Raw genomic sequence first — 11817 nt, 5'->3', positions numbered from 1 at the left:
GTCAGCACCATCCGATCGCGTCGACGTGGGCGGCGATCCGCTCCGGGGTGGTCCACCAGATGTCGTCCTGCGAGCCCAGCCGCTCGAACATCTGCGCCAGGTGGCCGATCCGGTGTGGAATGCCCATGTACAGGGGGTGGAGCGCGATCGTCATGACGTACGCGGTGTCGCGTTCGCGGGCCTCGGCGGAGAGCACCTCGTACTGGGACTGGACGATCTCGGCGAAGTAGTCGCTGTCCAGACCGAACATCGGCGACCCGGGGAAGAGCAGCGCGTCGTTGACCTCGCGGGAGTAGGGAACGCCGACCAGCCCCCCGCCGCTCGGCCCGTCGAGCCGGAACGGCTGGTCGTCGACGAACCAGTCGGTCGTGTAGGTCATCCCCGCCTCGGCCATCAGCCGGTAGGTGGCCGGGGTCGCGCTGAACGAGGGCCCCAGCATCCCTCGCATGCGGTAGCCGGTGAGCTCCCGCACGGTGGAGACGGTGTAGTCGTAGAACTCGCGCTCCGCGCTCTCGGACTCGCCGAACAGGAGACGGCTGTTGTAGGTGCCGTGGCTCATGAAGCTCCACCGCCGGTCGACCATCGCCTCCGCGATGTCGGGGTACAGGCGCAGCACCTCGCAGTTGAGCGAGCAGGTGACCTGCACGGGGGAGTCGTCGAGCACCGGCAGCATCCGCCAGAAGCCGACACGGTTGCCGAAGTCACGGAACGCGTAGCCGACGATGTCCGGCTTCGCCGGCACGCGGTAGAAGTAGTCCCGGTGCGGGTTCGTCGGCGGAAGATACTCGTAGTGCTCGATGTTCATGACCACGTTCACGGCGACGCGCTTGCCGTCGGGCAGGGGCAGGCTCTTCCGCCGGTCGAGGGGCCGATAGCTGAGGAACTCGTCCATCTTGGTTCTTTCCGTATTCGCTTCAGGGCACGGTCGCGGGCTGAGGGGCCAGCGCCTCGACGACCTCGTCCAGGCCGCGGACACGGCCGAGCTGCGGGAAGACCGCGCGCACCGAGTGATGGTGCTGCTCGGCGGTGTAGGCCGACATCGCCTCGGGGACGAAGACGACGTTGTAGGCGTGGTCGTAGGCCGCGCGGGCGGTCCCCTCGACGCCGAATCCGGTGGAGATCCCCGCCATGATCACGGTGGTGACGCCGCGCCGGCGCAGCTGCAGGTCGAGGTCGGAGCCGTGGAAGGCGTTCCAGCTGCGCTTCACGATCACCGGCTCGGTGGGCAGCGGATCGACGCCGGAGAGGAAGTGGTCCCAGCCGGGCCGCCGTACCGGACGTGCGGGACGTTCGACGTCGGTGAGCAGCTTGCCGCCGAGTGAGTCACCCTCGTCCGGCAGGAAGCTGGTGCGCACGTGCACGACAAGGCCGCCCGCGTTCCGGGTCGCGTCGATCAGCCGAATGCAACGTTCCAAGACGTCCTCAACGGGGTGCGGGTGCACGGGGTGGTCGGCGTTGGAGCCCTGCAGGTCGATGAGGACGAGCGCGGTGCGCAGCGGATCGAGGTGGGTCACACGATGTCCTTTCATGGGATGTGAGCGGGATCAGGCCCCGAGGATCTGCCGGGTCATGCGAAGCAGGGTCTCCTCGGAGCCGGTCCCGGTGGCCTTGCAGAGCAGTCGCAGGTCGTCGAAGTCGCCCCCGGTGATACGGGCGGTCGGGCACAGCGGCTCAAGTTCGAGCCCGGCGCTCAGGCTCGTGCCGCCGAGCTGCTGGACCAGTGCCGTGGTCGTCAGGCCACCGCTGACGACCACGCCGAGGCACTTGTTCTTGCCGTGGGCCGAGGCGTCGAGCAGGCCGCGTACCGCCCTGGCGAGCTGTTCGGCGACGACCCAGCGGTCGGGGTCGTCACGGTCGGTCTCGTGCAGGGCGAGGATCCGATGCGAGGCGAGCACCTCGTGCGCGGCGGCCGTCCCCCAGCTCGCGGCTTCGGCGGCGGTGGTGATCAGCGCACGGGAGCCGTAGGCCGCTCCGAGCCTGCGCAACTGCGCGAGGTCGGTTTCGTGGTTGCCGGGGGTGACGACGACGACGAAACCGTCGCGGCCGAGGTCGGGGTAGAACCTCAGCCAGCCGCCGGTGCTCGCGGTCGCGACGGCGTGCCCCTCCTCGCGAAGCCGGGTCGCGGCCTGCGCGGCGGTGCCGAGGTGCGCCTCGACCGTGCCGTCGAGGACGAACCGCCGGATGCCGCGGGCGCAGGCCTCAAGAATGCGCGCGGTGACGGCGTCGGCGCCCTGGTCAAGGGTCGTGAGCCCGATCAGTTCGGCGTTCTCGGTGCGGATCGCGGACCGCACGTCGACGTCGAGCCCGGCGCCCACCGGCATGGGGGCGAGCAGGTGGCCGTCGACGCAGACACGGCCGGCGGTCGGATAGGCCGGGACGACGAGAAGGATGCCGTTCTCGTCCTGCCCCGCGTCGATCCCGGCGACCAGCGCGTCCGGAGAGCCGCGCAGTTCGGCGTTGAGCTTCGCCTCGACCCGCTCGCAGCCGTGGTCGTCGAGCCAGGCCGCCCACTCGCGGATACGCGCCTCCGCGGCACCCGCGGCGTGGTGCAGGTCGAGGTCGACGACGATGGCGTCCGCGTCGGAGACGACAGCTGCGGGGTGACGCACGATCACCGGGTCGAGCCCGCGCTGGCGCAGCCGGCAGGCGACCGCGACGGACCCCTGCAGGTCCTCCGCGAGGATGCCCATGGCCGGTGCACGAGGGGGACGCGGCAGCTTTGAGGGGGCCATCGATGGGGGTTCCGTTCTCGACGTCGGCAACTCCCCCGAGAGTATTGAGCCGATGACCGGCAGTCATTCGACGAATGTCGCACGTTCCCCGGCAGGGCCGGGGCGGGGAGCGGAGCCGCTCCGACCTGGCCGGTGACGCCCCGGCGACACGGGCCGGTCCGCGTCGTTCCTCCGAGGTCTCGTGCGCTACGCCGTACGGCCGGGAGCCCGGCGGCGGCGAGGCCGTCCGTGTGGTCGCGGACATGGACGAACGGACCGCGCCTCGACGCGCGGGCGCGGTCCCGCCGAAGGTCAGGACTCGCGGGTGGTGATGCCCTCCAGCGCCAGGCGGAGCAGGCGTGCGCTGGCGTCCCCCCGGGAGACCGTCTGCTCGCGCACCCAGGCGACGCCGCTGAGAAGGTCGAACAGCTCCCCGGGGGTGAGGTCGGCACGCACGTCACCTGCCGTCTGGGCGGCGCGCAACAGGTCGGCGCCACTGCGGTGCATCGCGGCGCACATGGCGTGCGAGGGGGTTCCCTCGTCGTACATGCTCCGGGTGAGGATGCCGACGAGGCCGCGGAAGGTGCTGAAGTGCACGACGGCCTCGCTCATCCACCCGGTCAGCGCGTCGAGCGGGTCCCGCTCCGAGGCCAGCCGTCCGGCCTGGGCGACGAGGTTCTCCAGGCCGTCACGGGTGGTGGCCTCGACGAGCGCGGCGCGGGTGGGGAAGTGGCGGTACAGCGTGCCGATCGCCACTCCGGCCTGGCTCGCGATCTCCTCCAGGGAGGCGTCGGAGCCGGAGGCCTCGAACGCCTTGCGCGCCGCGGCGAGGATGGCGTCGTAGTTACGCTGCCCGTCGGCCCTCCTCGGGCGCTGGGCGATGTATGGCCTGTCGTCCACCGGCTACCTCCCGCTTGACAACCTGAGGAACCCTCAGTTTGAATGCTGCCGCCTAACCTGAGATCGCCTCAGTATAGGCATGCCCATTAACCTGAGGGTGCCTCACTGTGCGCCCCGCCGGTGAACCGTGGAGGTTTCATGACCCAGGAAAGCGTCCCGGCCGGTCTCCCGCGGAGCGACAGGGCGTGGGCCCTCGTGCTCACGGCGATCGTCGGCGCCGAGTTCATGCTCCAGCTCGACGGCACGATCGTGAACGTCGCGCTTCCCGCCCTGCAGTCCGATCTCCACCTGTCGGTGTCCGGAGGGTCGTGGGTGCCCAACGGCTTCCTCCTCGCCTTCGGCGGCCTGCTGCTTTTCGCCGGCCGCCTCGGCGACGTGCTGGGACACCGCAAGGTCTTCCTCGCGGGGATCGCGCTGGTCGTGGTGGCCTCGCTGGTCGCCGGTCTCGCGCCGAACCTGGAGGTGCTGCTCGCCGGCCGGGTCCTGCAGGGCGCGGGCGCGGCCATCGCCGGTCCCACCGGCCTGGCGCTGCTCGCGATCGTCTTCCAGGGGGAACGGCAGCAACGGGCCCTCGGCCTCTACTCCACCGTGACCGGCCTCGGAGCCTCAGCCGGGATGGTGCTGGGCGGAGTGCTGACCTGGGCGGGGGACTGGCGCTGGAGCCTGCTGGTGAACGTGCCGATCGGGCTGGTTCTCATCGTGATCACCGCCAGGGCGCTGGGCCTGCGCGACGAGCCGACCCGCTCCCGCCCGCTCGGGCTGCCCAGTGCGCTGCTGAGCACCACGGTCCTCGTCACCGCCGTGTACGGCATCGTGCACGCCGCCGAGAGCGGCTGGGGCGACCGCTGGACCCTGACGGCCCTCGGCGCCGCAGCCGTGCTGGTCGTCGTCCTGCTCCTGGTGGACCGGCGGGCCGCGGAGCCGCTGCTGCCCGTCGCGGTCCTCACCGGGCGGGACCGGGCCGGAGCCTTCCTGAGCCTGCTGCTGCTCGCGGCGGTCCTCACCGGCTTCCTGGTCTATCTGGTCCAGTATCTGCAGGGGGCGCTCGGCTTCGACGCGCTGCGCAGTGGCCTGGCCATCCTGCCCTTCGGCCTGGCGCTGCTGGCCACGACCCAGCTCCTCACCGGGCGCATCGCCGCGTTCGGCCTCAAGACGCGGGCGCTCGCCGGTCTCGCGGTCGTGCTGGCCGGGGTGGCCTGGCTGACCCGCCTCGACGGTGGCGGCGCCTACGCGAGCGACGTGCTCCCGGCCCTCGTGGTCACGGGACTCGGCGTCGGCGTGGCGATCGTCCCGCTCAACATGATCGTGCTGAGCACGGCTCCGAGCGAGTACGCCGGGGTCACGGCGGGGGTGCTGCAGACCGCGCTCACCGTCGGCGGCTCACTTGGCCTGGCCACCCTGCTGATCCCGCTGACCCAGGGGACCGGGGACGTCGCCCGGACCATCTCGTCGGTGTTCGTCTGGGCCTGCGGCGCGCTGGCCGTCGCGTTGCTCCTCGCCCTGACCCTCTGGGGCCGCCCGAAGACCTCCGGCCCGAAGGACTGAGGGACACCATCTTCAAGAGAGGGCGGGACGACGGTGGTCGCCCCGCCCTTCTGCGTTGGACTGCCGCCCGGTGGCCATACGGACTGTCGCCGGGCCCGTCGCCGTCCCGTGAACCCTCCTTTCGCTGAGCCGTACTCCTTGACGGGTGCTGAGGGGATCCGGCAGCTGCATAGTAAAAATCAATCAGCTGCAAATCAGGAAATATGCGCATATAGCCGCTCGACAGAGGGCGGTGTTTCCCATTCGATTCGAAGTGGAAACGGGAAACACCGGTACCGGCCTTGTCGGTGGCTCTTCGGCTGCCGCACCCTTGCGAGTGGTGAATCACGGCCGTCCGGGCAACCCTCGACGGAGGTTCGTGTGGTCCAGCAGCGAATCCGATTCGGCGGAGAACTCCGGAGAAGGCGTCTCGCCGCCGGTCTCACTCTCAGTGATCTGGCCGGAATGGTCCATTACAGCAAAAGCCAGCTGAGCAAAGTCGAACGAGGACTCAAGGCGCCCAGCCGTGAGCTGGCACGTCACTGCGACAGCAAGCTCAACGCCGGAGGCGCGCTCGCCTCCCTGGTTCGTGAACGGTCCTCAACGACGGGGATCGCGGAGGTGGGCGATGACAGTGAGGAGGTGTGGTTGATGCAGTTGTCCGAGGACGGGCGGAACCTGTTCCAGCCGGTCAGCAGAAGACAGATGATGGCGGCGGGCGCGGCCTCGATCGCCGGGATGAGCATCGGCGGGCATGGGGCCTCCTCAGCGACGGAGGAGATGACGCTTCTCGGCGCGTCCCGGTCGCTGTTCGATCAGTACCGGCAACTCGGTCAGACGGTCAGGCCCGGTCTGCTGCTCCCCGTGCTCATCGCGCAGACCGGCACACTCAGGGAACTCGCCGCCACCGCGGGTCCGCGTACCCGCCAGGGGCTGTTGAGACTTGGTTCCCGGTACGCCGAGTACGTCGGCTGGCTGATGCAGGAGTCGGGGAACGAGGAGGCGGCCCTGTGGTGGACGCGCCGTGCCGTCGATCTGGCTGCGGCGGGTGGCGACCGCGACCTCGCGGCCTACGGTCTGGTGCGCCGGGCATTGGTCACGCTCTACCGGCAGGACGCGGGACAGACCGTGGAACTGGCGCGGCAGGCGCAGGACGACGGGACTCCGCCACGAATTCGTGGACTGGCCGCGCAGCGGGAGGCGCAGGGGCACGCGCTCGCGGGTGACTACGACGCCTGTATGCGCAGTCTGGACAGGGCGCGGGCGTTGCTCGCGAGTCATGTGCCGGATTCGGACACCCCTGTTATCGGCACGACGAACCTGCCCGACCCGGCTGGGATGATCACCGGTTGGTGCCTGTACGACCTGGGGCGTCCCGAGGAGTCGGCCGAGGTCATGGACAGGCAGATGGCGCAGGTTCCTGTCCACGCCGTACGCACCCAGGTCCGTTACGGAGTGCGCCGCGCCCTCGCCCACGCCGCAGCCGGCGAGATCGATCACGCGTGCGACCTGGTGGCTGGGCTGCTCGGCAGCGCCGTCACGGTGAGCTCGGCCACCATCACCGCCGACCTGCGGGCTCTCGGCCGCACTCTGGCCCGTCACCCGCGCAATCCATCGGTTCGCGCTCTGGCTCCCGAACTCAACATCGCTTTGCAGATCGACGTTTCCTAGAAAGGGCAATCACCATGCACGAGGTATTCGTCAACTATCGAACAGGAGACGGCGACAAGAGTGCCGTCGTCATCGAGCAGGAACTCAACAACCGTTTCGGAGAAGGGACGGTTTTCCGTGCGGGAACGTCCATCAAATCCGGCGAGCGCTATCCGGAGAAGCTGATCAACGGTGTGAAGCGCAGCTCCGTCCTGCTCGCCGTCATCGGCCCGAACTGGATTCACCACCCCGCACTGCACGACGAGGACGACTGGGTCCGCAGAGAGATCGTCCAGGCACTCGCGGACGGAATCCCGGTCATACCGCTTCTCGACGGCCGCAGGACCGAACGGCTGAAGCGCGGTGACCTGCCGAAGGAACTGGCCGTGCTGGCGGAGCACCAGTCGCTCCCGATGGACCTGCACCAGGACGTGCGCTCCAGCCTCGAACGTCTCGCCGACCGGATCGTGGAGTGCGTCCCGTCACTTGGCGCACCGCCTCCGGGAGCCGCCGAGACCCCTGGCTCCGTGAATAACTCGATGGCGGACGTGTACGGCACGGCCGTCCAGGCCCGCGACATCACCGGTGACGTGGGCACCGTCATCAAGGGGAACCACGGACCGGTCCACACGGGCAAGGGAAACTTGAACGATCACCGCAACTCCCCGAACTTCTTCGGAGATGGGGCCACGTACGTCAAGGGCGACAGCCGTGGAGGAATCCACCACCGCTTCGACGGTTCCCGTAAGGATGAGGACGACAACCGTTGAGCGATCAGTTCCACTCTTTCGTTTCCGGCACGGGACCGGTCCACACTGGAGTCGGGAACATTTACGCGTTCATGAACTCCGTGCTTACCGACTCCCGAGGCAGGACTCCGCGGGCTCGTGCCCTCGACGAGCTGGTGTGGCTCAGGTCGCGGTTCATCCTGCCAGGGGGATACAACAGGGCTCGGGACATCTTGGAGTCCCACAACGTCGTCTTTCTGGACGGGGCGCCGGGCAGCGGGAGAAGCACCGCAGCGTGGATGCTGCTGTACGGGCATCATTCGGGCTCAGAGACGTTCCATGAGCTGTCGTCGAAGACCGAGGACGAGACCCGGCGTCTGGACCCCGACCACGTCGAGGAACGCGGCTTGTTGTCGCTGGACCTGTCAGATGTGGAGGAGCGGGACTGGCGTGGCATCCAGGAGGACCTCTATCCGCTGATCAAGGCCGTACGGGAACGTGCGGCTCGGTTGGTGGTGGTGTTTCCGCAGGACAGAGTCAGGGCCGAGGAGTTCCGGGCGGATCTCGACCGGTACCGCGCCGGGATCACCCGCCCCCCGGCCAGAGAGGTTCTGCGGCGCTACCTGCGAGAGGGTGGTATCCCGGGGATGGAGATCGACTTCTCGTTTCCCGAACTGTCCGCCGTCCTGAGCGGGGAGCGTGCTATGCGGGACATCGCGAGGTTCGCCCGGATCGTGCTGGAGGCGAAGGAACGATCACGGGAAGGAGAAGGATTCGCCGCCTGGTGTGAGAGCGCACTCGCGGTGATGACCGGAACGGGCAAGCAGATCGCCGGCCTCCTCTCCAGGACACAAGGAGGGCCGCAGCGTGCGCTGTTGCTGACCACGGCCATGCTGCACGGCGCACACGCCGATGCCGTGCACCATGCCGCCGCCTCTCTGCTGCGTATGGCCGGGCATCCGGAGGATGAGCGTAAGTTGCTGGAACGAGAGGATCTCGCAACGCGGCTACACGGCATCGATGTGCAGCCCGACGCTTCAGGCAGGGTGTGGTTCACGGGAGTCGAGTACGACTCCGCGATTCGTGCCCACTTCTGGAAGCAGGTTCCCGAGCTTCGTGTGCATCTGCGTGATTGGGTGGGAAAAGCGATCAAATCAAACGATCTTAATGAGCAAGATCGCGACAGGCTGGTTCAGCGATTCGCCGAGCAGTGCCTGCATGACAGATACCGGCCGCTACTGGTCGATGCTGTGTATCGCTGGGCCACGGCCTCGGCGGACCCCCGGAGGCTGTGGGCAGCCGCCATAGCTCTTGAGAAAGGGCTCAAGGAGAAGAAGCACGGTCGGTTTTTCAGGAAACAGATCTACGAATGGGCATGCAACGGTCAGCTGCCTGGAGCGTTCGTTCAGATGCTCGTTGTGACGTGCCGTGACGTCATCGCCGTACACCATCCGGACCAGGCCGTGGTCCGCCTTCACCACATGGCCAGACGGGAGCATACGACCAAGACCGCTCGGAACGCCCTCGTGGAACTGGTCCGGGAGAAGGCTCAGTTGCACCGCCTCATGCTGGACAGGCTCAACTACCAGCTCGCCGTGGAGCCGGAGAAGAAGAGGCGGTATCCGGCCGACATCGACCTGTTCCTGGAACTCGCCGCCCCGGCGTCGCTGACGGACCCCAGGGGCCGACGTCGGGCACCGATCACAGAAACCGTCGTAAGGGGGTGGTTGACGGGCTGCTGGGGAGCCGTCTTCAAGTGCCCACCCGACCTGTGGAGTCCTCGGATGCGTGACTGGCTTGTCGAGGCCTCGCGGGATGAGCGGCACCGTGGCTTTCTCCTCGACACGCTCGTGGAAGGCGGGGACCAGCACATGGACGTCCTGTCCCGTCTGTACACCACCGCACGAGACCTGGCCTCGACCTCCCCGCCGGAAGAGCGGGAAGACCGGACTCTTCTCGTCAAGCTCGTCCGGCGAAGGATCGACACCGTCATCGGCATTCCGGGCGCGTGAGACGTCACCGGAACGAAGGATCAAGGAGACAACGTCATGAATTCCGGCCGCAAGATGGTGACGGCCTACTTCACGGTTTTCTGCGGGCTGCTTCTGGCGGGTCTTGCCCTGTTCGCCCCCCTGCCTCTGTGGGCGTGGCCGGCGCTGGCCCTGCTGGTCGCCGTGGCGGTTCTGGTCGTCCGGGCCATCGTCCGTCCACGGGATTCCGGGTGGCCGGAACCGGAGCCGCTGGTGATGCCGGTGATACCGGTCGAACGAGAGGGCCTGCAGGAGGTCGTCCTGCCGAGCTGCGAGCCAGACTACGACTTCCGGTTCTCCGCGACCGTCCGCTGGCGTCTCGTCGGCCCGGAGCGCGATGCGCCGACCTTCGGTAATCCGGGTGCCCTGGCAGTCAAGGCGATCCTGGAACGTGCCAGGACGGTCACCGAGGAGAGGCGGCCGGAGCGGGTCTCGCTCGTCCAGCACGAGCTGAACGCCGTGCTCGGCACGATGGAACCGATCATCGGAGGGCGGCTGGAGGCGATGGCCGAGTCGGTCGCACTCACCCTCTCCGAACAGGACCAGAAGCGGCTGGACAGGCTCGCCGTGGTGCGTAAGAAGGAGGCGGTCTGGGAGCACGAGAGAAGATACGAGCGGAGCAGACGGGAGTATCTCGGCGGGGACGTGCTCAAGGACACCGGAAGTGCCGTGGTCTGGTGGCTCGCCAAGAACGACGACCAGGTGCAGAAGACGGTGGAGGACATCGAACTGCTCGCCAGGCTCACCTCGGCGGCGAACAACGAGAATCTGTCCCAGCTCTTCCAGCATCTCGCCTCCTCTCCAGCGGGAGGCGGGACGGCGGGTGACCACTTCGAGGGCTTCCTGCAGGCGATGGGACTTCCCGAGGGGGAACCGCAACGGGCCTTGTTCGCCCGGCACGTGATCGAGGTCGTCTCCAGGCACGGCAGGCAGGACGTGGCCGACGAACTGGAACGCCGGTTCGACACTCCGGCGACCTCGGCGCCCGACGACCCCGGTTCCGAACCGGATCCCGGGGATGAGGAACCGGGCTTCTGACGACCGACCCGTGGAGGCGGATATGGAGGCCGAACTCGTGGCGCTGGCGAGCGCGGGGGCGGCGACGCTGGTCGAACTGATGATCTCCGACTCGTGGACACAGGTGAAGGACGGAGTCGCACGTCTCCTCGCCCGTGACGGTGAGACCGGGCACATGACCCGGCGACTGGACGCCTCAAGGGAAGAGATCGCGGCCATCGGCGAGACGCGCGACGCCGTCGAGGCGGACTGGCGGGCCAGGTTGTACGGCATGCTGCGATCCGACCCGGCCCTGGCCGAGGAACTGCGTCGGCTGCTCGGGGCCCCGGAACGGTCAGGTGATGTGCACAACGTCGTCAGCGGCGGCGTGCAGTACGGCCCGGTGATCCAGAGCGGGAGTATCTCCGGTCTGATCTTCCATGACCCCGACCGCAGGTCTCGCAGGGGTAAGGGGAAGCCGGGCGAAGGGTAAAACTCGTGGAACGTCCTTGGTTTGGAAAAGGTCGTTCCTCGGTGGTGGGCATAACCCGTGGAGGAGACGAAGGGTGGCCGTCATGGCGGAGCGGGTGTTCGAGGACCGGCGGGACGCGGGCCGTGTCCTGGCCAGGCTCCTGGAGCACTACCGGGGCAGGCCCGACGTCGTCGTCCTGGGCCTTCCCCGGGGTGGTGTGCCCGTGGCCTACGAGATCGCCGTGGCCCTCGGGGCGCCGCTCGACGTCTTCGTCGTCCGCAAGCTGGGGCTCCCCGGCCACGAGGAGCTGGCGATGGGGGCGATCGCCGGGGGCGGGGTCGTCGTGCTCAACGAGGACGTCGTCCGGAGGGCGGGTGTCTCGCCCGAGACGTTGCGGGAGGTGACGGCCGGCGAGCGCCGGGAGCTCGTCAGGCGGGAACGGGCCTACCGGGAGGGCGGCGCCCCGCTCGACCTCATGGGCAGGACCGTCGTCGTGGTCGACGACGGGCTGGCGACGGGGGCGACCATGCGCGCCGCCGTGGCGGCGCTGCGCCGCCACGAGCCCGCCGGGATCGTCGTCGCCGTCCCGACCGCGCCGGAGCCGGCCATCGGAGAGCTGCGTGAGTCGGCCGACCAGGTGGTCTGCGCCTCGACTCCGCCTCTCTTCTCGGCCGTCGGGTTCTCCTACCGGGACTTCGAGCAGACGACGGACGAGGAGGTGCGGGACCTCCTGCGCGCCGCGGCCGCCAGGCGGGTGCGGGCGTGACGGGGCGGTCGAGGAGGACAAGAGCGGGCAAGGGGGAACG

12 protein-coding genes are annotated in these 11817 nt (G+C 68.6%); 8 read left to right on the top strand and 4 right to left on the bottom strand.

The window, feature by feature from the left end:
• Position 1: 1 nt before the first annotated feature.
• Genes ABZ463_RS13960 through ABZ463_RS13950 form a run of 3 tightly spaced genes read right to left on the bottom strand, consistent with a single transcriptional unit; the run spans position 2 to position 2732 of the window.
• The gene (locus tag ABZ463_RS13960) at positions 2-892 is read right to left on the bottom strand and encodes a polysaccharide deacetylase family protein (RefSeq protein ID WP_352011966.1); all 891 of its coding nucleotides are present in this window, start codon (positions 890-892) and stop codon (positions 2-4) included.
• A 22-nt stretch (positions 893-914) separates the two neighbouring features.
• Positions 915-1514, bottom strand: a complete 600-nt coding sequence (locus ABZ463_RS13955) for an isochorismatase family protein (RefSeq protein WP_352011967.1) — start codon at positions 1512-1514, stop codon at positions 915-917.
• 30 nt (positions 1515-1544) lie between these two features.
• Entirely contained in the window at positions 1545-2732 is a 1188-nt protein-coding gene (locus ABZ463_RS13950) for a four-carbon acid sugar kinase family protein (protein ID WP_362776063.1), read from the bottom strand.
• Positions 2733-2806: 74 nt separating this feature from the next.
• Between ABZ463_RS13950 and ABZ463_RS13945 the strand changes: the two genes are divergently transcribed.
• A complete protein-coding gene (locus ABZ463_RS13945; protein WP_362776061.1) occupies positions 2807-3043 on the top strand; it encodes a hypothetical protein in 237 nt (78 codons plus the stop codon).
• Here the strand turns inward: ABZ463_RS13945 and ABZ463_RS13940 are convergent.
• Positions 3024-3611, bottom strand: coding sequence for a helix-turn-helix domain-containing protein (locus ABZ463_RS13940; protein ID WP_352011969.1), 588 nt, complete (start codon positions 3609-3611; stop codon positions 3024-3026). The two genes, ABZ463_RS13945 and ABZ463_RS13940, sit on opposite strands and share 20 nt — an antisense overlap.
• A 138-nt stretch (positions 3612-3749) precedes the next feature.
• Here ABZ463_RS13940 and ABZ463_RS13935 point away from each other — a divergent pair, with 138 nt between their 5' ends.
• From ABZ463_RS13935 to ABZ463_RS13905, 7 genes are all read left to right on the top strand, one after another.
• Positions 3750-5156, top strand: a complete 1407-nt coding sequence (locus ABZ463_RS13935) for an MFS transporter (RefSeq protein WP_352011970.1) — start codon at positions 3750-3752, stop codon at positions 5154-5156.
• A 360-nt stretch (positions 5157-5516) separates the two neighbouring features.
• Positions 5517-6806: a helix-turn-helix transcriptional regulator gene (locus ABZ463_RS13930; protein ID WP_362776057.1), complete on the top strand. Its 1290-nt coding sequence runs from the start codon at positions 5517-5519 to the stop codon at positions 6804-6806.
• Positions 6807-6820: 14 nt separating this feature from the next.
• Complete coding sequence (locus tag ABZ463_RS13925) at positions 6821-7555, top strand: toll/interleukin-1 receptor domain-containing protein (protein WP_362776055.1); 735 nt, start codon at positions 6821-6823, stop codon at positions 7553-7555.
• Complete coding sequence (locus ABZ463_RS13920) at positions 7552-9525, top strand: hypothetical protein (protein WP_362776053.1); 1974 nt, start codon at positions 7552-7554, stop codon at positions 9523-9525. The genes ABZ463_RS13925 and ABZ463_RS13920 overlap by 4 nt, the downstream gene beginning before the upstream one ends.
• Positions 9526-9561: 36 nt before the next feature.
• Positions 9562-10581: a hypothetical protein gene (locus tag ABZ463_RS13915; protein ID WP_352011974.1), complete on the top strand. Its 1020-nt coding sequence runs from the start codon at positions 9562-9564 to the stop codon at positions 10579-10581.
• Positions 10582-10603: 22 nt separating this feature from the next.
• A complete protein-coding gene (locus tag ABZ463_RS13910) occupies positions 10604-11032 on the top strand; it encodes a hypothetical protein (protein ID WP_362776051.1) in 429 nt (142 codons plus the stop codon).
• A gap of 82 nt (positions 11033-11114) precedes the next feature.
• On the top strand, positions 11115-11777 hold the full coding sequence (locus tag ABZ463_RS13905) for a phosphoribosyltransferase (RefSeq protein WP_362776409.1): 663 nt from the start codon (positions 11115-11117) through the stop codon (positions 11775-11777).
• Positions 11778-11817: the final 40 nt, after the last annotated feature.

Origin of the sequence: Streptosporangium sp. NPDC020145, assembly GCF_040631275.1 — a bacterium.
Classification (GTDB): domain Bacteria; phylum Actinomycetota; class Actinomycetes; order Streptosporangiales; family Streptosporangiaceae; genus Streptosporangium.
Note: the sequence above shows the minus strand (reverse complement) of the source record. Positions and strands in the feature narration are given on the sequence as shown.

Excerpts from the sequence above, each read along its gene's own strand:
- ABZ463_RS13910 (WP_362776051.1), top strand. The coding sequence starts at position 10,604 with ATGGAGGCCGAACTCGTGGCGCTGGCGAGCGCGGGGGCGGCGACGCTG.
- ABZ463_RS13905 (WP_362776409.1), top strand. The coding sequence starts at position 11,115 with ATGGCGGAGCGGGTGTTCGAGGACCGGCGGGACGCGGGCCGTGTCCTG.
- ABZ463_RS13935 (WP_352011970.1), top strand. The coding sequence starts at position 3,750 with ATGACCCAGGAAAGCGTCCCGGCCGGTCTCCCGCGGAGCGACAGGGCG.
- ABZ463_RS13960 (WP_352011966.1), bottom strand. The coding sequence starts at position 892 with ATGGACGAGTTCCTCAGCTATCGGCCCCTCGACCGGCGGAAGAGCCTG.
- ABZ463_RS13950 (WP_362776063.1), bottom strand. The coding sequence starts at position 2,732 with ATGGCCCCCTCAAAGCTGCCGCGTCCCCCTCGTGCACCGGCCATGGGC.
- ABZ463_RS13945 (WP_362776061.1), top strand. The coding sequence starts at position 2,807 with ATGTCGCACGTTCCCCGGCAGGGCCGGGGCGGGGAGCGGAGCCGCTCC.
- ABZ463_RS13915 (WP_352011974.1), top strand. The coding sequence starts at position 9,562 with ATGAATTCCGGCCGCAAGATGGTGACGGCCTACTTCACGGTTTTCTGC.
- ABZ463_RS13925 (WP_362776055.1), top strand. The coding sequence starts at position 6,821 with ATGCACGAGGTATTCGTCAACTATCGAACAGGAGACGGCGACAAGAGT.